This is a genomic window from Pseudoalteromonas sp. 2CM39R (assembly GCF_023161845.1).
This window is the reverse complement of record NZ_JALNTM010000019.1, coordinates 80238-103710: the sequence shown is the minus strand read 5'-3', so window position 1 is coordinate 103710 and position 23473 is coordinate 80238. Positions and strand designations below refer to the sequence as shown.

At 42.2% G+C, this 23473-nt stretch carries 24 protein-coding genes; 11 read left to right on the top strand and 13 right to left on the bottom strand.

What is annotated here, in order from left to right:
* Positions 1 to 74 precede the first annotated feature (74 nt).
* The 7 genes from MTF66_RS30205 to lrp form a co-directional block, all read right to left on the bottom strand.
* The gene (locus MTF66_RS30205; RefSeq protein ID WP_248529469.1) at positions 75 to 1619 is read right to left on the bottom strand and encodes an arylsulfatase; all 1545 of its coding nucleotides are present in this window, start codon (positions 1617 to 1619) and stop codon (positions 75 to 77) included.
* Between the two features lie 174 nt (positions 1620 to 1793).
* On the bottom strand, positions 1794 to 3098 hold the full coding sequence (gene serS, locus MTF66_RS30200; protein ID WP_054552975.1) for a serine--tRNA ligase: 1305 nt from the start codon (positions 3096 to 3098) through the stop codon (positions 1794 to 1796).
* A 9-nt stretch (positions 3099 to 3107) separates the two neighbouring features.
* On the bottom strand, positions 3108 to 3494 hold the full coding sequence (gene crcB / locus MTF66_RS30195; RefSeq protein ID WP_082389253.1) for a fluoride efflux transporter CrcB: 387 nt from the start codon (positions 3492 to 3494) through the stop codon (positions 3108 to 3110).
* Entirely contained in the window at positions 3487 to 4824 is a 1338-nt protein-coding gene (locus tag MTF66_RS30190) for a replication-associated recombination protein A (RefSeq protein ID WP_248529468.1), read from the bottom strand. The genes crcB and MTF66_RS30190 overlap by 8 nt, the downstream gene beginning before the upstream one ends.
* Before the next feature lie 3 nt (positions 4825 to 4827).
* Positions 4828 to 5454: an outer membrane lipoprotein chaperone LolA gene (gene lolA / locus MTF66_RS30185; RefSeq protein ID WP_248529467.1), complete on the bottom strand. Its 627-nt coding sequence runs from the start codon at positions 5452 to 5454 to the stop codon at positions 4828 to 4830.
* Positions 5454 to 7946: a DNA translocase FtsK gene (locus MTF66_RS30180; RefSeq protein WP_054552972.1), complete on the bottom strand. Its 2493-nt coding sequence runs from the start codon at positions 7944 to 7946 to the stop codon at positions 5454 to 5456. The genes lolA and MTF66_RS30180 overlap by 1 nt, the downstream gene beginning before the upstream one ends.
* Positions 7947 to 8087: 141 nt before the next feature.
* Positions 8088 to 8567, bottom strand: a complete 480-nt coding sequence (gene lrp, locus MTF66_RS30175) for a leucine-responsive transcriptional regulator Lrp (RefSeq protein WP_054552971.1) — start codon at positions 8565 to 8567, stop codon at positions 8088 to 8090.
* A gap of 142 nt (positions 8568 to 8709) precedes the next feature.
* Between lrp and ald the strand changes: the two genes are divergently transcribed.
* Positions 8710 to 9831, top strand: a complete 1122-nt coding sequence (gene ald, locus MTF66_RS30170; protein WP_248529466.1) for an alanine dehydrogenase — start codon at positions 8710 to 8712, stop codon at positions 9829 to 9831.
* Positions 9832 to 9929: 98 nt separating this feature from the next.
* Here the strand turns inward: ald and rluB are convergent, their stop codons facing one another.
* The 4 genes from rluB to MTF66_RS30150 form a co-directional block, all read right to left on the bottom strand.
* Positions 9930 to 10802, bottom strand: a complete 873-nt coding sequence (gene rluB / locus MTF66_RS30165) for a 23S rRNA pseudouridine(2605) synthase RluB (RefSeq protein ID WP_248529465.1) — start codon at positions 10800 to 10802, stop codon at positions 9930 to 9932.
* Positions 10799 to 11389, bottom strand: a complete 591-nt coding sequence (gene scpB, locus MTF66_RS30160; RefSeq protein WP_054552968.1) for an SMC-Scp complex subunit ScpB — start codon at positions 11387 to 11389, stop codon at positions 10799 to 10801. The genes rluB and scpB overlap by 4 nt, the downstream gene beginning before the upstream one ends.
* Before the next feature lie 130 nt (positions 11390 to 11519).
* Complete coding sequence (locus tag MTF66_RS30155) at positions 11520 to 12041, bottom strand: EF-hand domain-containing protein (protein WP_054561272.1); 522 nt, start codon at positions 12039 to 12041, stop codon at positions 11520 to 11522.
* A gap of 206 nt (positions 12042 to 12247) precedes the next feature.
* The gene (locus tag MTF66_RS30150; protein WP_054561271.1) at positions 12248 to 12679 is read right to left on the bottom strand and encodes a hypothetical protein; all 432 of its coding nucleotides are present in this window, start codon (positions 12677 to 12679) and stop codon (positions 12248 to 12250) included.
* 243 nt (positions 12680 to 12922) lie between these two features.
* Between MTF66_RS30150 and xthA the strand changes: the two genes are divergently transcribed.
* Genes xthA through MTF66_RS30135 form a run of 3 tightly spaced genes read left to right on the top strand, consistent with a single transcriptional unit; the run spans position 12923 to position 15173 of the window.
* Complete coding sequence (gene xthA, locus MTF66_RS30145; protein ID WP_054552965.1) at positions 12923 to 13732, top strand: exodeoxyribonuclease III; 810 nt, start codon at positions 12923 to 12925, stop codon at positions 13730 to 13732.
* Complete coding sequence (locus MTF66_RS30140; RefSeq protein ID WP_152996508.1) at positions 13729 to 14379, top strand: energy-coupling factor ABC transporter permease; 651 nt, start codon at positions 13729 to 13731, stop codon at positions 14377 to 14379. Before xthA ends, MTF66_RS30140 begins: the two co-directional genes overlap by 4 nt.
* Positions 14376 to 15173, top strand: coding sequence for a putative RNA methyltransferase (locus MTF66_RS30135; protein WP_248529464.1), 798 nt, complete (start codon positions 14376 to 14378; stop codon positions 15171 to 15173). The genes MTF66_RS30140 and MTF66_RS30135 overlap by 4 nt, the downstream gene beginning before the upstream one ends.
* Here MTF66_RS30135 and yfbV read toward each other — a convergent pair.
* Positions 15170 to 15616: a terminus macrodomain insulation protein YfbV gene (gene yfbV, locus MTF66_RS30130; protein ID WP_054552963.1), complete on the bottom strand. Its 447-nt coding sequence runs from the start codon at positions 15614 to 15616 to the stop codon at positions 15170 to 15172. The genes MTF66_RS30135 and yfbV overlap by 4 nt on opposite strands.
* A gap of 290 nt (positions 15617 to 15906) precedes the next feature.
* On the opposite strand from yfbV, the gene MTF66_RS30125 reads away from it, so the two are divergent.
* The 7 genes from MTF66_RS30125 (at position 15907) to MTF66_RS30095 (ending at position 22542) form a co-directional block, all read left to right on the top strand.
* Positions 15907 to 17121: an acetate kinase gene (locus tag MTF66_RS30125; RefSeq protein WP_058584802.1), complete on the top strand. Its 1215-nt coding sequence runs from the start codon at positions 15907 to 15909 to the stop codon at positions 17119 to 17121.
* Between the two features lie 4 nt (positions 17122 to 17125).
* Positions 17126 to 19276: a phosphate acetyltransferase gene (gene pta / locus MTF66_RS30120; protein ID WP_248529463.1), complete on the top strand. Its 2151-nt coding sequence runs from the start codon at positions 17126 to 17128 to the stop codon at positions 19274 to 19276.
* A gap of 215 nt (positions 19277 to 19491) precedes the next feature.
* On the top strand, positions 19492 to 19884 hold the full coding sequence (locus MTF66_RS30115; RefSeq protein WP_248529462.1) for an ACT domain-containing protein: 393 nt from the start codon (positions 19492 to 19494) through the stop codon (positions 19882 to 19884).
* 3 nt (positions 19885 to 19887) lie between these two features.
* Complete coding sequence (locus MTF66_RS30110; RefSeq protein ID WP_054561267.1) at positions 19888 to 20385, top strand: PTS glucose transporter subunit IIA; 498 nt, start codon at positions 19888 to 19890, stop codon at positions 20383 to 20385.
* Positions 20386 to 20390: 5 nt separating this feature from the next.
* Positions 20391 to 20735 (top strand): ArsC family reductase, encoded by a 345-nt coding sequence (locus tag MTF66_RS30105; protein ID WP_248529461.1) that lies wholly within the window; start codon positions 20391 to 20393, stop codon positions 20733 to 20735.
* Positions 20735 to 21865, top strand: a complete 1131-nt coding sequence (dapE, locus tag MTF66_RS30100) for a succinyl-diaminopimelate desuccinylase (protein WP_248529460.1) — start codon at positions 20735 to 20737, stop codon at positions 21863 to 21865. Before MTF66_RS30105 ends, dapE begins: the two co-directional genes overlap by 1 nt.
* A complete protein-coding gene (locus MTF66_RS30095; protein WP_248529459.1) occupies positions 21862 to 22542 on the top strand; it encodes a M15 family metallopeptidase in 681 nt (226 codons plus the stop codon). Before dapE ends, MTF66_RS30095 begins: the two co-directional genes overlap by 4 nt.
* Here MTF66_RS30095 and MTF66_RS30090 read toward each other — a convergent pair.
* Complete coding sequence (locus MTF66_RS30090) at positions 22529 to 23398, bottom strand: DMT family transporter (RefSeq protein WP_248529486.1); 870 nt, start codon at positions 23396 to 23398, stop codon at positions 22529 to 22531. The genes MTF66_RS30095 and MTF66_RS30090 overlap by 14 nt on opposite strands.
* Positions 23399 to 23473 lie beyond the last annotated feature (75 nt).

The following is a 23473-nucleotide window of genomic DNA, read 5'->3' as shown; positions in this document are numbered from 1 at the left end:
AAATAAAAAGCCGCATGGCTTCCCAATGCGGCTTTTAATTAAATTAACAACTTAATAAATCGTTTTATTGAGTGTTACTGCTTTCCAGACATCAATTGTTCCATTAACTGACTAAAGTCGAAGCTAGCCGCTTTTTGCAGTGGTGGATATTCTGACAGCGACTTGATGTGCTCACCAAGTATGTGTTGCACAGGCTCATTTAGCCATTGTTTAGCTTGCACTATGTCTGAGCGGTCAGTCAGGCCATCAAAGCTTTCAAACGGGTCCATACGTAAGTTATAAAAAATTGGAAATTTTTGCTTTTCATACTGGGCATAATAATTTTCGCTCGTTTCGAAATGAAGTTTCCACTGTTTGTAACGAATAGCTTTAATGCTTGATTCGTAATAATACAGAAAACTATCACGCGCACTTTCGTCTGTTTTACCTAACCAATAATCTAAGTTGTTTACGCCATCAATCGGTTGCTTGTGCTCTTTCAGCGCTTTTTTCGCGATATTTGGTTCACCCGCAGCAGCTGCAAGTGTTGTGTAAATATCCATGTGCGATTGAATACCCGTTAGTATGGTATTTGCTGGTACTTTACCTGGCCAACGAACAATCATAGGAACACGTACACCGCCTTCGTATGTTGTCATTTTTTCACCGCGGAACGGTGTTGTACCGCCATGTAATCGAGCGCTGTGCTCTGGGCCATTATCAGTAGAATAAATCACAATGGTGTTATCTAGGGCACCCATCTCTTCCAGAGTAGCCATTAACTCACCCACTTGTTGGTCATGCTCAATCAAGCCACTGCCGTATAAATCATGCTCAGTGGTGTAGTCTGCTGCTAGGTAACGGCTTTCATCACTTAAACGCGTGTACATATGCATACGGCTTGGGTTAAACCATACAAAGAAAGGTTTATCAGCTTTTTGCGCTCGTTTAATAAAGTCTATGCTTGCGTCCATAAACTCTTTATCAACGGTTTTCATTCGCTCACGAGAAAGCTGGCCAGTATCTTTAATTTTTTGTTTACCTACTTTACCAAAGCGTGGATAAACTGTTTTGTCATCTATATTTGTGGCGTAAGTATGTAAAACACCTCGCGTACCATACTTTTTGAAAAATTCAGGATCTTTCGGGTAATCACGTTGTTCAAACTCTTCTTGAGTATTCAAATGGTATAAATTTCCGAAAAATTCATCAAAGCCATGAACTGTAGGTAGGTGCTCGTTGCGATCACCTAAGTGGTTTTTACCAAATTGCCCTGTTGCATAACCCTGCTCTTTTAAAACCTCAGCAAGCGTATAAGAGCCCGCTTTTAAACCAAGCTCGCCGCCTGGTCGGCCTACCGTTGTCATGCCACTACGAATTGGATATTGACCGGTAATAAGGGCTGCGCGCCCGGCTGTGCAAGATGGTTGCGCATAATGGTCGGTAAACATGGTACCTTCATGGGCGAGCTTATCGATATTTGGCGTTTTGTAACCCATGGTACCAAGTCCATAAGCACTTACGTTTTGCCAACCAACATCGTCGGGGAATATGATCAGAATATTAGGTTTGTCTTTAGCAAAAGCGACAGAGCTTGCTAAATATAAAGCAGCGGATGCTACGGCGAGTAGTTTTTTCATAACAGCAGTCCTTCGTGTATTGTAAAAAATACTATGTCATTTACTGATAAAACGAATAGTACTTTTTTTAGTCTACTAAAACTGCTATGTACCGCAATTAATTATTAACTTTAAACACAAAAAAACCGTATTTGCTTTCACAAATACGGTTTTTAAACGCTATAAGCTTAAATGTTATTTAATAACTTCTAAGCCACCCATGTAAGGGCGTAATACTTCTGGTACAACAATTGAGCCGTCTGCTTGTTGGTAGTTCTCTAAGATTGCTACCAGTGTACGACCAACCGCTAAACCTGAACCATTTAGTGTATGAAGTAGCTCTGGCTTTTTCTCGCCTTGACGACGGAAACGCGCTTGCATACGACGCGCTTGGAAATCAACCATGTTAGAACATGATGAGATTTCACGATAAGTGTTTTGTGCAGGTAACCATACTTCTAAATCGTAAGTTTTAGCAGCGCCAAAGCCCATATCACCCGTACATAAAATCACTTTACGGTATGGAAGTTCTAATGCTTGTAAGATTTGCTCAGCATGACCTGTTAGCTCTTCTAGCGCTTGCATTGAATCTTCTGGTTTTACTAGTTGTACTAATTCAACTTTGTCGAATTGGTGCTGACGAATAAGACCACGTGTATCACGACCATAGCTACCTGCTTCACTACGGAAACAAGGTGTGTGCGCTGTTAAACGAATTGGTAAGTCGCTTTCGTCGTAGATTTCGTCGCGAGCACTGTTCGTAAGTGGTACTTCAGCTGTAGGAATTAAGCTAAAACCAGGTTGTTGCTGACCGTCGTCATCCACTAAACCTAATGTGTGGAATAAGTCACCAGCAAACTTAGGTAATTGGCTTGTGCCGTATAAGCTTGCGCTATTAACTAGGTAAGGCACATACATTTCTGTATAGCCGTTTTGCTCTGTGTGCGTATCAAGCATGAACTGCGTAAGAGCACGGTGCATACGTGCAACTTGACCACGCATAACAGTAAAGCGTGCGCCACTGATCTTAACGCCCATTTCAAAGTCTAGGCCGTTTACGTCTTGACCAACATCAACGTGATCTTTTACTTCAAAGTCATACGACTTAGGCGTACCCCAGGTTGAAATTTCAACGTTTTGATCTTCGTCTTCACCTACTGGAACAGACTCATCAGGTAGGTTCGGAATAGCAAGTGCAATTTGCTTAAGCTCTTCTAATACTGCGTCTTGTTCTGCTTTAACGCTGTCTAATTGATCGCCAAGATTACTCACTGAATCAAGCAGCTGCTGTGCTTTTTCGTGCTCGCCTTTCGCTTTTGCTTGGCCGATAGCTTTGGAACTTGCATTACGCTCGCTTTGAAGTTCTTGCGTTTTTACTTGTAATGTTTTGCGTTTTTCTTCAAGTGCAGTTACCGCTGCAGTATCAAGTTCGTAACCGCGTGATGCTAAACGTGCAGCCGCTTGTTCGATATCTTGACGTAAATATTTAGAATCTAACATGTTCGATTTTTAACCTTTTTGCATTACCAGCTGAAGGCCCAGCCAAGCCATAAATATACACACCACCACGTTTAAGGTGATATTGAGGGCCATTTTAAAAAAGTGACCTTGTTGCAAGAGCAACAACGAATCCATTGAGAATGTTGAAAAGGTGGTCAATGCACCTAAAAAGCCAATACCAATTAAGGTTTTAGCGGGGCTAACAGCGATTATTTCTTTTTCAATCAAGCCGTATAAAATGCCCATTAACAATGAACCAAGAATATTAACTGTCAACGTGCCAAAAGGGAATCCCCTACCGAGCAGTTTTAGCATGGTTTCGCTAAGAAAATAGCGTAAACATGCCCCTGAAGCGCCACCCATTGCAATCATCATGTAAAGTTTCAAACTATTCATAACGTTTAATATCACTTTGCTCGTTGCGCTGAGTTAAATATTCCAGCTTTTGTTTTATTTTTTGTTCAAGCCCGCGGTCGGTTGGGAAGTAATACTGGCGATCATTAATTGCCTCAGGGAAATACTTTTCGCCTGCAGCAAATGCCCCTTCTTCATTGTGTGCATAACGATATTCAGCGCCGTAGCCTAAGTCTTTCATTAAGCTAGTTGGTGCATTGCGTAGATGCTCTGGCACCGGATGGCTCGGCTCATTTTTAGCATCTTGCATAGCTTGATTAAACGCCATATACACAGCGTTACTTTTCGGGGCACTGGCTAAATAAATGGTGGCTTGTGCAATAGCGCGCTCACCTTCACTTGGGCCAACACGTTGAAAAATATCCCACGCATTGAGTGCCACTTCCATTGCTCGCGGGTCGGCATTGCCAATATCTTCTGTAGCAATCGCTAATAAGCGCCTTGCAACATAAAGTGGGTCGCCGCCACCTGCTAAAATACGGCAGTACCAATACAAAGCACCATCAGGTGAACTACCTCGCACTGACTTATGAAACGCTGAAATCAAGTCGTAAAACTCATCGCCGCCTTTGTCGTATTTGGCTAAGTGAGTTGGCAGCACTTGGCTTAAAACATGTTGATCAACAAGGTATTTACCCTGCTGCTCCGTGGTTAAGTCAACCGCTTGTTCTAACAGGTTAAGTACTTTACGTGCATCGCCATCACTTGCTTGGCAAAGCGCTTGCTTAGCGTTTTCGGCAATTTCAATGTGTTTTTGGCTGAGCTCTACGTCTTCACGTAAGGCGCGCTCAATTACGTTAAATAAATCGGCTTGCTCAAGTGCTTTTAATACATATACACGGGCACGAGACAGTATCGCGTTATTAAGTGCAAATGATGGGTTTTCGGTGGTTGCGCCAACAAAAATAAAAGTACCGTCTTCGATATGTGGTAAAAATGCATCTTGCTGAGATTTATTAAAACGGTGTACTTCGTCAACAAACAATAAGGTGCGCTGCCCACGCCCTGCAAGGTTTGCTTTTGCTTCGCTTACGGCCTCACGAATGTCTTTTACACCTGCTGTGACTGCCGACATTTGAATAAGGCTGGCGTCGGCATGATTTGCAATAATCTGCGCTAACGTGGTTTTACCAACGCCTGGCGGCCCCCACAAAATGAGGCTGTGGCATCGACCTGCAAGAATCGCTTGGTAAAGAGGTTTATCGGGGCTTAAAAGGTGTTGCTGACCTATGTAGTCATTGAGTGTTTCGGGTCGCATGCGCGCCGCAAGTGGGCGCACATCAGGACCAAAATTAAATCCGAGATTACTCAAGCCTTAATCACCTTGGCTTTGGTCGTCAACTTCAACACCTTCTGGAATGGTAAATTCAAAGGTTTGAGTTGCAAGTGCTTCGTTTACTTTAGCATCTTTAAAGGTAAATAAAGACTGCTGACCAGAGGTATCTAATACTGTCAGTGATGCTAGGCCTTGCTCTTGAGTATTAAAGCTAATGTCTAACTTTTCAACTTGGCTCTCAACGCCTTTGTTTGGTGTGACGCTAAAACCTGCATCAGTTGCCAGAACTTGGTATTTAGCCCACTGCTCTGGATCTTTTGAGGTCAACAATACAAACGGTGTTGAATCAATCAGGCTGTGAGTATTCATAATCGTTACTTGCTCAGCAAAGCTGTCGAAGTAATACGTTTTGTCGCCATTAGATACAAATAAAGTATCGTCTGGGCTTTGTTGCTGCCAGCGGATCATCATAGGTTGCTGAAGGGCAATATTCCCCTCACCTTGCATGATAGCTTCGCCTTGCGAATCGGTAACCTGCTGTGAAAACTCAGCTTTAAAACTTTTAATCGCAGCCAGTTGTTGTTGCAACGCTTCGCTGTCGTCTGCAAAACTTTGACCGCTTAATAAACAACCCATAATTAGGGCTAGGTATTTAATTTTTTTCATTAATTTGCTCCACCATTTGGCACTAAGACTTCGCGGGCACCGTTATGTCCTGGTGCGCTAACAATGCCTGATGTTTCCATTTGTTCAACTAAGCGAGCTGCGCGGTTATAACCAACGCGAAGCTTACGCTGTACACTCGATACCGACACTTTGCCGGTTTCAATTACAAATGATACTGCTTCATCGTAAAGCGGATCTGACTCTTCATCACCGTCTTCACTGGTTTCTCCTGGTAGTAAAATTTCTTCTGTAGCATCGCCACTTAAAATTTCATCAATATAATTTGGTTTGCCACGTTTTTTCCAATCGTCTACAACCGCATGTACTTCGTGGTCGTCAACAAACGCGCCATGCACACGCACTGGTACACTGGTACCCGGCGGTAAGTAAAGCATGTCACCCATACCAAGTAAGTTTTCAGCGCCTTGCTGATCTAAAATGGTACGCGAGTCAATTTTACTTGAAACTTGGAACGCCATTCGTGTTGGAATATTAGCTTTAATCAAACCTGTAATTACGTCAACCGATGGGCGTTGTGTTGCTAGCACTAAGTGAATACCTGCAGCACGGGCTTTTTGCGCGATACGTGCAATCAGCTCTTCCACTTTTTTACCCACGATCATCATCATGTCGGCAAATTCGTCAATGACCACCACAATACTTGGCAGTTTATCTAGCTCTTCAGGGCCATCGGCCATGCCGTCGGTGTCTTTAAACAGTGGATCTAGAATCGGTTGGCCCGCTTCTTTGGCATCCAACACTTTTTGGTTGTAACCTTTTAAGTTACGCACCCCAAGTGCCGACATTAGCTTATAACGACGTTCCATTTCGCCTACACACCAACGCAATGCATTGGCTGCTTCTTTCATGTCGGTAACAACTTCACATAATAAATGTGGGATGCCTTCGTACACAGAAAGTTCAAGCATTTTCGGGTCGATCATGATCATACGAACATCATCAGGGCCCGATTTGTACAGTAAGCTTAATATCATTACATTAACGCCCACTGACTTACCTGAACCTGTGGTACCCGCAACAAGTAAATGTGGCATTTTGCCAAGGTCAGCACACACCGGCTCGCCAGCAATGTCTTTACCTAATACCATAGTCAGTGGTGATGGGTTTGATTCGAACTTAGGCGCGTTAATAACTTCGCTTAAACGCACTATTTCACGGTGTTTGTTTGGCAGCTCTAAACCAACATAGGTTTTACCCGGAATAACTTCTACCACACGTACGCTTACAGCAGACAGTGAACGCGCTAAATCTTTCGCTAGGCCAGTGATTTTAGCTACTTTAATACCCGGCGCTAAATCAAGCTCAAAGCGCGTTACAACCGGGCCTGGGTAAACACCCACAACCGCAGCTTGAATGTTAAAATCAAGTAATTTGGTTTCAACTAAACGCGAAATACCATCAAGCTCTTCTTGAGATAATGGGTTTTTCGCTTTGTCTGGGCGGTCTAATAAATCAAGTGACGGTAACGGGTTTGCAGGCGGCTGTTCTTCAAGCAGTGCTTCAAACTTTTCTTTTGCCGTTGGCGGTGGCTCATATGCAGGTTTTGGTTTAGGCATAGGGCGCGCAGGCGAAACAACCGTTGTAACAGGTTTTTCTGGCTCAACGACTGGGCTCTGATCAAGCGCATTCAGTGCCGATACGGTATCGAATGATTCATCATCAAGGGCACTGAAACCAATTTCTTGGTCAAGAATATCATCAAGTTCGTCAAAGCCTTTAAAGTCATCATCGGCTTTTTCAGCAGGCTTTTGCTTAGGCTTAGTAGGCTTTGGTTCTTCTTCATCCGCATCATTAAAACTAATTGCTGGCTCGTTTTCTGGTTCCACAAAGTTAGCGTCTGGCTCTGTAGTAGCAATATCTTTAACGGCTTCTTTTTCACGATGCAGCCAAGCAGAAAATTGCTCACGTAAAAAGTAGAATGCTTTCATTACCCACTTGCCGACAAAATCGACAAATTGCACCCACGAAATACCGGTTAATAGGGTTAAACCTGCAAAGAAAAAGCACAGTAATAAAATTGAGGTGCCGGTAAAATTAAAGGTTGGCATCATTGCTGTAGCAATAACATCCCCCACCACCCCACCAGATGAGAAGTTATAAATATCATCAAAATTAATGCTGCTGATAGCTGTCGCTGAAGTAATAAACAGCGCAAAACCAATAACTCGTAAGGCAAGCGTGGTGTAATCAAGCTGGAAAATACGGTGTGGTTGTTTAAATAATAAATAACCGAACAATTGAATAGCAACAGGCACTAAATAAGCAAGCCAGCCAAAAGTGAGTAATAGGATATCTGCAACCCAAGCTCCCGCTGTGCCGGTAATATTCTTAACATTAACAAATTCACCGGTTTGCGACCATGAAGGGTCCGCAGGATCAAAACTGATTAATGCACATAAAATAAATACTGCAGCAAAGGTGCTGATGATTAGCCCCGTTTCTAACAGTCTTTGAACACCATTTAGGCGCATAGCTCCCTATTCCTTATTATTCTTTACTGATCGATTAGCAGTGAAATACCTTAGCAGGAAATGCCGTTTGATGCACTTTATCTTAGCCTTGATGGACTGATAATGAACAAGTTTTTGTTACTCAATATGTATTTTAACAGTTTAGGCAATATATGGGCGAATAATGACCCCTTCTTCACCTTTTACTTCTTCCATTACCACATAAGTTCGGCTTTCACTGACATTTGGTAGTTTTAGTAGAATATCACCCAGTACATTTCGATATTCCGACATATCATTTACACGTGTTTTTAATAAAAAGTCGAAATTACCCGATACTAGATGGCACTCGATTATTTCGTCGTGCTTTTTAACGGCAGCGTTAAACTCTTCGAAAACATCTGGTGAGGTTTTAGTGATGGTTACTTCTACATAAACCGACAAACCTTGGCCAAGTTTAGCAGGATCCACTACTGCTTTATATCCGAGTATATAACCCTCTCTTTCGAGCTTTTTTACCCGTTCCAAACAAGGGGTGGCACTTAGCCCTACACGCCTTGCCAGCTCTACGTTAGAGATCCGACCATCGAGCTGTAATTCCATTAAAATTTTACGGTCTATTCTGTCGAGTAATTGATGCATAAGCCAAACCAGAGTTTTGCACTGTTTAAAATGTATTTTTAGATTATATCACTAGACTACCACTTAAAAAAGGTGAGACACACTGGCTGGTCATGAATATAATAGTCAAAAATTTTATCCCGTTCTATTAAGGCGAAAAACTATGATTATTGGTGTACCTAAAGAAATCAAAAACCATGAATACCGTGTAGGTATGGTTCCTGCGAGTGTTCGTGAACTAGTAAACCATGGCCACCAAGTGTTTGTTGAAACTGATGCTGGTATGGGCATTGGCTTCACTAACGAAGATTATGTTACAGCTGGTGCTGAAATTTTACCTACAGCAGCAGACGTTTTTGCTAAAGCAGAAATGATCGTTAAAGTAAAAGAGCCTCAAGCTGTTGAGCGTGCAATGTTACGCGAAGACCAAATTCTATTTACTTACCTTCACTTAGCACCGGATCTTCCACAAACTGAAGACCTAGTTAAAAGTGGCGCAGTGTGTATCGCTTACGAAACAGTAACTGATTCACGTGGCGGTTTACCTCTTCTTGCTCCTATGAGTGAAGTTGCTGGTCGTATGTCTATCCAAGCTGGTGCACAAGCGCTTGAAAAATCAAACCACGGCCGTGGTATGTTACTTGGTGGTGTACCAGGTGTTGAGCCAGCTAAAGTTGTTGTTATCGGCGGCGGCATGGTTGGTCGTAGCGCAGCGCAAATGGCTGTTGGCCTAGGTGCTGATGTTGTTGTTCTTGACCGTAATATCGACGTACTACGTGCATTAGACGCACAGTTCGGTAATAAAGTTAAAGCTATCTACTCTACTGCTGACGCACTAGAAAAACACGTACTAGAAGCTGACCTTGTGATCGGTGGCGTACTAATCCCAGGTGCAGCAGCGCCTAAACTAGTAACAGCTGAGCACATCAAAGCAATGAAGCCTGGTTCTGCAATCGTAGACGTTGCAATCGACCAAGGTGGTTGTATCGCAACTTCTAAAGCGACAACTCACGCTGATCCTACATACATCGTTGATGACGTTGTTCACTACTGTGTTGCTAACATGCCAGGTGCTGTTCCACGTACTTCTACGTTCGCACTTAACAACGCAACATTACCGTTCATCATCAACCTTGCTAACAAAGGCTATAAGAAAGCGCTTCTTGACGACGCAAACTTCTTAGAAGGCTTAAACGTGATCAAAGGTAAAGTTACTTATAAAGAAGTAGCTGAAGCTTTCAACATGGAATATGTTGACCCACGTACAGCAGTTGAAAATGCTTAATTAGCATTGTAAAACAAAAAAAGCAGCGATATCGCTGCTTTTTTTATGCCTGTTTGCAAGTGAAGTGCTCTACTTACAAACAAGTTTGAAAATAGTTTTTAACGACGCTTAGTTTGTTTAGCACGTTGATTGTGCTTTTTAACCGCCTTACGGATTTGGTTAATTTTAGCACGCTTGTCTTTACGCTTTTCTGGCATCACCGACAGCTTAGTTTGTGTTTCGCGGCCTAACTGTACTGTTTTACGTAAATAGTTAACCGTGTCTAAATCAAGCTCAGCCCAACCACCTTGTGGCAAGCGCTTATCAAGCTCTAACTTACCGTAACGAATACGGATAAGACGCGATACTTCAACATCTTGTGATTGCCATAAACGACGTACTTCGCGGTTACGACCTTCTGTTAAAGTTACATTGAACCAACGGTTGATACCTTCACCACCCATAGGTTTGATGTTCAAGAATTTTGCAGGACCATCTTCAAGCTCAACGCCATTTGTTAAAGTGCGTAGCGTTTCGTTAGTCACTTCACCAAACACACGAGCTGAGTACTCACGCTCTACTTCGTAGCTTGGGTGCATTAAACGGTTAGCAAGTTCACCATCGTTAGTAAACAGCATTAAACCAGCGGTATTAATATCTAGTCGGCCAACTGCAATCCAACGTTCGCCATCAACACGTGGTAAACGGTCAAATACCGTACGACGTCCTTCAGGGTCTTTACGTGTACATAACTCGCCTTCTGGTTTGTTATACATAAGCACACGACAAATACGGTCGGCTTTGTCTTCAATTTTTACTACGTGACCGTCAACTCGAATTACATCGGTTGCTTCAACACGGTCGCCTAAACGTGCCACTTTACCATTCACGCTCACACGGTTGGCATCGATGTATTTTTCCATTTCACGACGTGAACCCACGCCAGCACGGGCTAATACTTTTTGTAACTTTTCAGTTTCTACATTACTCATTCAGATAGTTCTCTCACAGAAGGATCGCTCAATAGCTGGTTGATTTTACTCTCCTGAAGTTCAGGTAACGGCGGTAATTCATCTAAACCAGCTAATGAAAAATAATCTAAGAAAGCGGATGTTGTGGCATACAACGCTGGGCGCCCGGGCACCTCTTTATGGCCAACAACTCTAACCCACTCTCTTTCTAATAAGGTTTTAATTATTCCTGAGCCAACAGCAACCCCCCGTACTTGTTCAATTTCACCACGGGTAATAGGTTGTCTATAGGCAATCAAGGATAAAGTTTCTAGTAGTGCTCGTGAGTATTTAGGTGCGCGCTCTTGCCATAAGTTTGCCAGCCAGGGCGCTAAACTAGCGCAGGCTTGAAACCTGTAACCGCTGCCTACTGCAACAAGCTTAATGCCTCGGGTTTGATAATGCGTTTGAATTTGTTCAATTGCATTATTAATGCGCGGCATAGAAACGCTTAAATCAGCTAATACTGTCTCTTTTAAATGACGTTTAGACACAGGTTTTCCAGCAACAAAAATCGCGGCTTCTATGATTTCGACTAACTGTTCATCACTGATACGTTTTGTGGCCATCGCTACTAAAGGTCATTTTAAATCACTAACGCTATATTATGACAGAAGTCGGCCAAGGTTGGAAAAATTATTGTAAAAAAGCCAGTGTAAAACACTGGCTTTGGGGGATATTTATGAATGAATGTTGAAATTAGCTATTTTTAACCATTTCAAGGGCATCATCTTCGGCAACGTCGCTGCCATATTTGCTAATGTAATTAACAAACTCAGTGCGGCTTACACGCTTATCTTTGTTGCTATCCATATAGCCAAAGTGATTTGCGATATCGTCGTCATCGGCTTCTTCAATAGAAACATAACCATTTTTGTCGTTATCTAACGATTTAAAGTCATTTTCGATTGGGTCAAATTTAGCGATTTCAGCTTTAAATGCTGATTCAGATACCTCACTATCAGTTGCCACTTTGCCTGTATTTAGCTGCATGTATGCATTAAATTCAGTACGGCTGATTTGCTCATCCATATTGGTATCGATATTTGAAAAATGATCCCAAATAGCATCATCGTCAGCTTCTACCTTAGAGATATAACCGTCATTGTCATTATCTAGGCTGCCAAAATCACTGTCGATTTTTGCTAAAGAGTTACTCGCAGAACATGCTGAAAGACTTAGTGCTGCTAAAATTGTTGATGCTAAAGTTAACTTGTTCATAAGACATTTCCTTGTAGTCGATTAGATTCACTTCGACTGTTACAAGTTGAATGCCAAAATGCCTTATTGGCTAAAATCAAGCACTTACAGCTCAGTTAAGTTGCGGTTAAGCCTATGATTTAGCAAGCTTTTCATGGAGCACTGTAATTTTTTCATAAAAAAAGCGCTCCGAAGAGCGCTTTTTACAAATAACAAAAATGCCGCTATTAGATAGCTGCGTTTTGGTAACGCTTAACGAAGTCTGTTACTGCTTCGCCATTACATTTTAACGTATTTAAGTTACCAATTTTTTCACGCACAGGTGTTAAACCTTTTTTAAGTGCAGTGATGCAAAGTTGAGTTTCTTTTTGCTCATTTTTAGCAAACACTTCAACAGCTGCTTTAGCTGCTTCTTGTGATTGTGCTTTTTTAGCAATTTCACGGATGTCAGTACCGTTACATAAAATGCTTTTTGAAAAACGTGACATTGAAATGCCATGCTTTGCTGCTTCTTTACGTGCAGCGGTAAACCCTTCGTTCGCACTTAAGCTACATAACTTTGATTCAATACGGTTATCAGCTGAAAAGTAGTGCGGGTTGCTTGCTAATGAGCCAAATGAGATACATGCAAGAGAAAGCATCACTAATTGTTTTTTCATGGTTTACCTTTAAATAGTACATAATATGAACGGATGGTTTGCGCGCATTATATAAACAAAAATCAGTAGATCAACTGAATTATTTATTTAATTTAATTATTAATAGTGAGTTAACAATGTTTTTAAATTAAGCAGCAATTGATCAACATTTACTCAATTTGATTTTCGTAATTAGCTCATGAATAAGCCCTAGTTTGATGATAGAATTGCGCTAAACACTGAAACAAAAATAATAGGTGCACCATGAAGGTAATCTCATTTAACATTAACGGCCTGCGCGCTCGTTTACACCAATTGCAAGCCGTAATTGATAAACATCAACCAGATATTATTGGCTTACAAGAAATCAAAGTACATGATGAGGCCTTCCCTCTCGAAGACGTACAAAAAATGGGTTATCACGTTTATTTTCACGGTCAAAAAGCGCATTACGGCGTGGCAATGTTATGTAAACAAGAGCCAAAATCAGTTGTAAAAGGCTTTGCAACCGATACCGACGAATCACAACGTCGTATGATCAGTGTTACCGTGACACAAGAAAATGGTCGTGACCTAACGGTGATGAATGGCTACTTCCCGCAAGGCGATAATATTGCTCACGAAACCAAATTCCCTTATAAGCGTCAATTCTATAAAGATTTAATGACTCACTTAGAAGATAACCACACGCCAGAGCAAGATGTTATTGTGATGGGCGACATTAATATTTCGCCGACCGATCTCGACATTGGTATTGGTGAACCAAACCGTAAGCGCTGGTTAAAAACAGGTAAGTGTTCGTTCCAACCAGAAGAGCGTGAATGGTTAAGCACTTTATTAAACTGGGGCTTTAAAGATACCTTCCGCGAACTTTACCCAGAAAAAACCGAGCAATACTCGTGGTTTGATTACCGCTCAAAAGGTTTTGATGACAACCGTGGTCTACGTATTGATGTGATCTTAGCAACCCCTGCTCTTGCTGAGCGTTGTGTTGAGTCTGGTATCGATTACGAATTACGTGGTATCGAAAAACCATCTGATCATGCGCCAATTTGGTCAACATTTAACGCATGATAGACACACTGCAATGGCAGCTCCCTTTGTGGAGCTGTGTGGCTCTAATACTTTGGCTCAGCTTTGATAAGCAAAGCGCATCACAATTATTGGCAACGCCAATAAGACAAGTGGGTGTGCTCGCATGTGCTTTAGTACTTGCGGTACTGTGGCGCATTAAAGCGGGGATATTGCCAGGCCTCGAATTGCATATTTTAGGGGTCACTGCAGTGACCCTGATTTTAGGTTGGCGACTGGCTATTTTTGCAAGCCTTCTTGCAAGCTTACTCTTGGTATTAGTCGCTCAGTTGCCAGTATCAATACTGCCAGTGCATTTATTGTTTACTGCTTTTTTACCAATTACATTGAGCTATTTGTGTTTTGTGCTTTGCTATAGCTACCTGCCGAGACACTTTTTTATTTATATCTTTTTATGCGCGTTTTTAACCGCTGCTGTTATCGCCTGTATTAAAATACTTACTAGCGGTGTGTTTTATTACTTGCTTGGTGATTACAGTTTTATTGAGATTTCAGAAAACTATCTGATCCTGTGTGCCATAATTTGGTTTCCTGAAGCAATGCTCAATGGCATGGCCATTACCTTGATGATCACGTATCGCCCTCATTGGGTTAAAACCTTTTATGATAAGGACTATTTAGACTCATGAGTCTTCACTATCACTGCCCGCTTTGCAAACTTGAACTTACTCTAAACGACAAAACTTACCGTTGTGACAACAACCACAGTTTTGATATCGCCAAAGAGGGTTATGTCAATTTACTTCCCGTGCAAAATAAAAAGTCTAAACAACCAGGCGATAACCTTGAAATGGTGCAAGCTCGCCGCGCTTTTTTAAGTGCCGGGCACTATTTGTTTTTACAGCAAGCTTTAGCAGAGCTAGTAGCATCTCTCGAACCAAGTTCAGTGATTGATTTAGGCTGTGGTGAAGGCTTTTACACTCAAGCAATTGCAGCGCAGTCGAGTGCCGATGTATATGGTGTCGATATTTCTAAGCCCGCGGTAAAATACGCCGCTAAGCGCTACGAAAATGCGCATTTTAGTGTCGCGTCGATTAGCCAAGCCCCTTTTGCAGGTGCGCAGGCTGATGTGCTTGTTAGTGTTTTTGCCCCTTTATTTGCAGAAGAACTTGCTCGCCTTGCCAAACCGCAAGCTAGTTTAATTGTTGCAAGCCCTGGCCCTTGGCACCTTAAAGAGTTAAAAGCGTTTATTTATGCTGATGTGAAACCACATACAGAGATAGAACCACCAGCAGGCTTCAGCAAAGAGTCGATAAACTTGTTAGAGCAACAGGTACTGTTGTCGGTCGATGAGATTAAACATTTAATTATGATGACGCCATTTGCGTGGAAGTTTCGCCCAGAGCATTGGCAGCAGATAGAGCAACAAGGCCCACAAAAAGTAACGTTATCGTTTTATGTGAGCCAGTTTGTTCGCGATTAGAAGTGTTCTTTAGTGAAGGCTTTATCCATTTTTTCGAACATATCTTTTAATAATTGAGCTAAGTCAGTGTAGCGTGGTTTTTCAGTCGTTAATTGTGACTGATAACCATGCGCCTTCATTTTACTGTGCAGCTCGGTATACCAACTTAGCATTGCTGGCTCTAAACGGGTTTCTGCACGGCGGCCTAGCCACAACAAACCTTGCAGCGGTAGTGATAAAAAGAAAAGCGCGATAGTGATAGCTTGTGGAAAATAATCACTACCTAAGTAATTAACTTGCATAAAAACGGTCAGCATTGCCAAAATTGGCATCACTGTAATTGCCAGATCAGTGGCTTTGATCACTCTAAATTCGGCAAACAATGGAGCGAGCTCTTGTCGCATCGGCCATTTTTTAGCGTACTGACGACCTGTTTGCACTTGTGACATGACACCTTTTTGCATCATCACTCCTAGGGTTTTCAACTTGTTTCACAACCGAGTGTAACACACTCCCGGATACAATCCCTGCAAAACCTGTCCTAGTTTTAATACCAAATTAATGGTTAGGAGACTAACGTTTAAAGTCTAAATGAGATAAAATGTTATCGGCTTAAGTCAACCAGACTTTAGTATAATTACAGCCTAGCTTTGTTAAGTGTAGCAACAAAATACTTATTTACTATACTGGCAAAGAATTCTAATTATCAAGCCTTAATATACACTGACTGATATCGTACTTTTAGGACCTAGCTATGTCGACGCCCCTTTGCTCACCACAACATGTTTTAGTACTGAACTGTGGTAGTTCAAGTTTAAAATTTGCCATTTTAGATGCAGCCACTTCTGACGAAGTTATTTCTGGTTTAGCTGAGCGCCTTGGCTCAGACACGCCTTCAATCAAATATAAATATAATGGTGAAAAACAACTTATTGAGCTTGCAAAGGGCCAAGCCCACGATGCAGCAATTGCTGAGCTTGTGAAGCTAGTTAATGAGCTAGGCCTTGCGGATAATTTAATTGCTGTGGGTCATCGTGTTGTGCATGGTGGTGAGCATTTCACTGAATCTGTGCTTATTGACGATGATGTACTTGCAGCTATCGAAAAAACAGCCGCACTAGCACCACTTCATAACCCAGCCAACTTATTAGGCATTCGTACTGCACAGCAAGCGTTCTCAGCGCTGCCACAAATTGCTGTATTTGATACGGCATTTCACCAAAGCATGCCAAATATTGCTTACTTATACGCCCTACCTTACTCGCTTTATAAAGAGCACGGCGTAAGACGTTATGGGTTCCATGGTACAAGCCATTATTATGTTGCTGGTGAAGCTGCAAAATTATTAGGTAAAGAGCGCGAGCAAACCAATGTGATCAGTGCACACTTAGGTAATGGTTGTTCAGTATGTGCGATTAAAGATGGTAAAAGTGTTGATACCAGTATGGGCCTTACACCGCTTGAAGGCTTAGTGATGGGTACCCGCAGTGGTAGCATCGACCCTGGTTTATTTACGTTTTTAACTCAGCAACTTAATTATTCAGTACAAGAAATTGATGACTTACTTAATAAGCAAAGTGGCTTACTAGGTATTAGTGAATTATCAAATGATTGTCGCACTATTGAAGAAGCCGCTGTTGAAGGCCACCCGCAAGCGAACCTTGCACTCGATATTTTCTGCTACCGTTTAGCAAAGCAAATCGCCGCATTCTTAGTACCTGTACAACGCCTTGATGCACTTATTTTCACCGGTGGTATTGGTGAAAACTCAGATATCATTCGTGACAAAGTAATCACCCAATTAGGCTTTTTAGGCCTTGAGTGTGACGAAGCTGCAAACCTAGCGGCACGTTTTGGTAAAGAAGGCTTAATTTCAAAAGGCCAAGCGCATGCTAAAGCGTTTGTGATCCCGACTAACGAAGAATGGGTTATTGCTAACGATGCAGCCCGCATTGCAAAGGAGGGTTAAGTAAATGGCACGTAGAATTATGTTGATCCCTATTTCAACAGGGGTTGGTTTAACATCTGTTTCTGTTGGTTTAGTGCGTGCACTTGAGCAAAAAGCGCTTAAAGTGAACTTTTTCAAGCCAATTGCACAGCCGCGCTCTGGCGATACAGGTCCTGAAAAGTCGACGCAAATTGTCACCCATGGCTCGCCAATTAATCCGCCGACACCATTCGATTTGAGCTATGCAGAGCAAATGATTGGTGATGGTAAAGGCGACGACTTACTTGAAGAAATTGTAGAGCGCTTTGAAAGCACCATTAAAGAAGATGAAATTGCTATTATCGAAGGTATGGTGCCAACACGTCGTCAGCCGTATGCTGGCCGTGTAAACCGTGAAATCGCACAAACACTGGGCGCTGATATTGTTTTTGTTTTAACGCCAAGTAACGATAGCAATGACCAAATTGAAGACCGTTTAGAAATTGCCTCTGGCAACTATGGCGGTGTTAATCACCCGCGCGTGTTAGGCTGTATTTTCAATAAAGTTAATGCACCTCTAGATGAAGAAGGTCGTGCTCGTGCTGATCTTGTTGAAGCCCATGAGCCTGAGCAACTTGAAAACGAATTAAACCGTTTAGCATCACTGCCTATTTTCAGAAAGCACCCATTTAAGTTATTAGGCTCCATCCCGTGGGATTTTGACCTAGTAGCGCCGCGTGTGCGTGATTTATGTGAATATCTAAAGGCTGAAGTTATTAACGAAGGCGACATGGCTCACCGTCGTTTACGTCGCGTTACTTTCTGTGCTCGTACTGTATCGAATATTTTAAGCCACTTTACCCCAGGTGCATTACTGGTAACTCCGGGCGATCGCTCTGATGTACTCGTTGCAGCTTGTTTATCAGCCATGAATGGTACTAAGCTTGGGGCTATTTTATTAACCGGTGGCTTTAAACCTGAAGATCGCATCATGAAATTATGCGAACAAGCTATGAATACCGGCCTGCCGATTCTTGCAACACAAGAAGATACGTGGCGTACGTCTTTATTACTGCACAACTTCAATATGGAAGTACCGTGCGATGATGACCAACGTATCGATAAAGTAAAAGATCACAACGCTAGTAACATTGACTCTGACTGGTTAGACAGCCTTGCACAAAGTGTTGGTCGTACTCGTAAAATGTCTCCACCAGCGTTTCGCTTCTTACTAACAGATAAAGCCCGTCAAGCTAAGAAAACGGTTGTTTTACCTGAAGGTAATGAGCCGCGCACGATTAAAGCCGCAGCAATTTGTGGCCAACGTGGTATTGCAAAAACAATCCTACTTGGTGACAAAGAAGAAATTTTACGTATTGCTGAGCAACAAGGTGTTGAGCTTAACGATAACGTAACCATTGTTGAACCAGGTGATGTGATCAACGATTACGTTGCGCCTATGGTAGAAATTCGTAAAAACAAAGGCTTAACAGAAGTGGTTGCCCAAGAGCAATTACTGGATAACGTGGTGCTTGGTACTATGATGCTTGAGCAAGGCAAAGTAGATGGCCTAGTGTCAGGTGCTGTTAACACCACAGCGAATACGATTCGCCCACCACTACAGTTAATTAAAACTGCACCGGGTTCATCGTTAGTATCATCAGTCTTCTTTATGTTGTTACCTGATCAAGTTCTAGTTTACGGTGACTGTGCTATCAACCCAGACCCAACGGCAGAGCAACTGGCCGATATCGCGATTCAATCAGCGGATTCAGCGGCTGCGTTTGGTATTGAACCGCGTGTTGCAATGATCAGCTACAGTACGGGTACCTCGGGTTCAGGTGCTGACGTAGAAAAAGTCCGTGAAGCCACCAAACTTGCCCAGCAAAAGCGCCCTGATTTAGTAATTGATGGCCCTCTTCAGTACGACGCTGCAATTATGGAAAACGTAGCACTTAAGAAAGCACCTGACAGCCCGGTTGCAGGTAAAGCAACAGTGTTTGTATTCCCTGATTTAAATACGGGTAATACAACCTATAAAGCCGTACAACGTAGTGCCGATTTAATTAGTATTGGCCCAATGCTGCAAGGTATGCGTAAGCCGGTAAATGACTTGAGTCGTGGTGCATTAGTAGACGATATTGTTTACACCATTGCCCTAACAGCGATTCAAGCTAAGCAAGTTGAAAGCTTATAAAATTAACCCTTCAAAATTTAGGCTAATTTATAAAACCCTTATAAATTAGCCTATTAGCTTCTTTATACGTACCTATTCCCATATTTATCCACAGAATCTGTGGACAACCTCGACAGCGATATTGAGTAAAACCTCAGCAATCAAAATTATTGCGCTTTATCTTAACTTTGTTTACCTATACTATAAATTCAAAGGCTTCAAAGATAGGATCGCAGATGTCAAAACAAACGTTACAACTTCATAGTGAAGAACTTACCATTCATAGTTTAGATGTCGATTCGACGATTGATCCTGCCTTACTCCAACAAGCTATTTTCTTTATTGCAAAAACGGCTGATGAGCTGTCTATTGTCTGCCCTAGTAGCTTCCAACTCGACAGTCTTGATCAAGAAACCGACTGGCAAGCACTTGAAGTAATTGGCCCACTTGGTTTTTCGTTAACTGGTATTATGGCGAATATTTCTGGCGTACTAGCAAAAGCGTCGATCTCGATTTTTGCTTTATCAACCTACGATACAGATTATGTATTGGTGAAAAAGCAAAGTATGGCCAAAGCTATTACAGCCCTGAAAAAAGACGGTTACCATGTGCTAGGTGATGTTAAATAAGCCATGACTAACGAAGTTCAATACTTACCCGAACGCAGCCTCAGAAAAGCGCGCTGCATGGCCATTAAAAGCCCATTTACTGGGCGTGTAAAAAGCATTAGCGAGCACCCTGAGCCTTTTTTTCGTTTTGCTACCCTTGGTCCGGGGATTAGTGTTGAACTAACTAGCCACAACATCATCGCGCCATTCGATGGCACCCTATTACAAGTTAAAAATGCCGGTAAAGAATACATTTTACAGGCAAAAAACGGTTTAAAAGTTTTATTAAACTTATCGTTTTCTTCGGTTGAAGAACATATCAACCACACCAATATTGCTAAATTAAATGGCAGTAAAATTAGCAAAGGTGAACGATTAGCCTATTTTGATTTACGCGAGCTGAGCAGCCCTATGCTTGGCACACTGTGCGTTCTCAATAGCCAACACCTTGGACCCCTATATTATTCACTATCTCAGGTCACTGCTGGGGTGGACACATTACTCACTGTAACTAAAAAGTAGAATTTATGACTATCATGTACGGTATCAGCAATTGCGATACAATCAAAAAAGCCAAGAAATATTTAACTGATAACAATCAAGAATTTACTTTCCATGATTACCGTAAAGACGGCATTAGTGCTGAGCTAGTTAACGAATTTGCAGCGCACATTGATTGGCAAGATTTAGTTAATAAACGCGGCACAACATACCGCCAATTATCTGATGAGCAAAAGCAAAACCTAGATAAAGAATCTGCATTAGCATTGCTGGTTGAGCAACCTGCGATGATCAAGCGCCCGGTACTTGTGTACAACGGCCAATACCACTTAGGTTTTAAAGCAGCTCAATACGATGAGATTTTTGCCTAATGACTCACCCTGTTATTGAACTTGCTCAAGCGCTTATTCAGCGTGAATCAGTAACGCCTGAAGATGCTGGTTGCCAAGCGCTAATGAACGAACGCCTTGAAAAACTAGGCTTTAATATTGAATCACTGTTTTTCACTGATACCTTGAATACTTGGGCTCGTAAGGGAGATGCGTCACCGCATTTTTGTTTTGCTGGTCACACAGATGTTGTACCAACAGGTCCTGCAAAAAATTGGAAGCACCCGCCTTTTTCTGCACTGGTAAAAGACGGTATGTTACATGGTCGCGGTGCAGCCGATATGAAAGGTTCTTTAGCTGCCATGGTAGTTGCCACAGAGCGTTTTGTGGCTAAGCACCCAGATCATAAAGGGTCAATTTCGTTTTTAATTACTTCTGATGAAGAAGGCCCGTTTATCAACGGCACAACCCGTGTTATCGATACTCTTGAAGCACGAGGCGAAAAGATTGATTTATGCCTAGTTGGCGAACCATCTTCACGAGATGTGCTTGGCGATGTAGTAAAAAATGGTCGTCGCGGTTCTTTAACTGGCTTTTTAACTGTTAAAGGTGTGCAAGGCCATGTTGCTTACCCGCATTTAGCGCAAAACCCAATTCATTTAGCTGCTCCTGCGTTAACTGAGCTGAGTCAAACCGAGTGGGATCTAGGTAACGAATTTTTCCCTGCAACCAGCTTTCAAGTTTCGAATATTAACGGCGGTACTGGTGCCGGTAATGTGATCCCAGGTGAGCTTGAAATTCAATTTAACTTTCGCTTTAGCACCGAAGTAACTCACCAAGAACTACAACAGCGAGTCGTAGAAATTGTTGAGAAACACAACCTGAATTACGAGCTAAATTGGATTGTTAATGGACTGCCGTTTTTAACCGATCATGGCCCGTTAGTTGATGCCACCGTGCACGCTATTAAGCAGGTGACTGGACGCGACACCGCGCTTGAAACCACCGGCGGTACTTCTGATGGTCGCTTTATCGCACAAACAGGTGCCAAGGTCATTGAGCTTGGTCCACGTAATGAAACCATTCATAAAGTAGATGAATGTGTTAGCACGGATGATTTAATTCAACTAGCTGATATTTACGAAGTGATTTTAGAGCAACTGCTTACATGAACCAAACCGAGCTTAAACAATGCGCCACGGGATTAAGTAGCTCACATTTAGTTGAGCTACAAAATCATCGCTTGCATCGTGATATTGTTAATGATTTTTTAGCTCTGCAGCAGGGAGCAAAAGAAGCAGGTATTGATCTAACAATTGCCTCTAGCTTTCGCGATTTTCATCGTCAAAGTGCTATTTGGAATGCTAAATTTCAGGGCCTTCGACCGGTTTACACCCTTGAGCAACAAACGGTAGATTTAGAAAGCCTAAGTGATACTGAAAAGTGCCACGCTATTATGCTTTACTCAGCACTTCCGGGGGCAAGTAGGCACCACTTTGGTACCGACCTCGACATTTACGATACCCGCCCGATTGACGATGATTACCAGCTGCAATTAACGCCTGATGAGTATTCACTCACAGGGCCCTTTGCCAAGCTTGCTGCATGGCTTGATGATAACCTAGAGAAGTATGGTTTTTATCGCCCTTATCAAGAGTACAAAGGTGGGGTTGCCCCTGAGCCTTGGCATATCAGCCATATCGCTGTATCTGCTAAGATGATGGAGTATTTGTCAGTTGCAACATTACAGCAATCTATTGAACAAAATGAGCTCAGCGGTAAACAAGCGATACTAGCTGAACTTAACACCCTGTATGAACGCTACGTATTAAATATTAATACGCCCTAATTTTAGCCATTAAAAACACCAGTACAGCGCCAAGAATTAAGGCGCTGGCTACAACTAAACGCGCTGTTAATTGCTCATCTAAAACCACCACCCCAGCTAATGTGGCAAGCACAGGCACGGTTAGCTGCACCACCCCTGCTTGGCTACTTTTAAGCCTAGGTAATGCTATGTACCAAATGCTATAACCAAGCCCGGATGCAAGCGCTCCTGAAGCTATCGCCAAATAAACCCCACTCGCAGTAATACCTTGCCAATCAACCATGGCTAGTAAGACTAAAATTGGCACAAGTATTAAACTTCTTAGAAAGTTAAAGCTGGTTGCTTGCAAAGGTGAGCTGCATGATTTTCCGCGAATACTGTAAACACCCCACGCCACACCACTTAACGCCATAAGCATTGCTGGTATGAAAGAAGGCACGGTGGCTGAGGGCAGCATTAAGTAAATAAAACCCGCAAAAGCAACAAACAAAGCTCCCCACTGTACTTTACTGAGTGGCTCTTTATTTAAAACACTATGACCTATCATGGTTAACTGCACTGCCGAAAATAAGATAAGTGCGCCTGTGCCTGTGTTTAAATCAACATAGGCAACTGAAAAGCACAGCGCGTAAACAAATAAACTAAGGGCACTGATATTGTTACCTTTATCGGTTAAAGGTTTAGCTGATTGTGATTTTGTTTGCTTTAGCTTTGTTTGCCATAAAAGTAAGCAAAGCAACATAAACGCTCCACTGGCTAAGCGAATGGCAGTAAAACTTAACGGATCTATATCACCACTTTGTAATGCCATTCGGCACAGCAAAGAGTTAGCTGCAAACGCACAAAGTGCAATCAAGGTATACAGTACGGTGCTCAACAAATGAGTTATCCTTTTGGTTTTAAAAAAGATAAGACCTAAAATTAGACAATTAACTTACGATTTTTTACATAA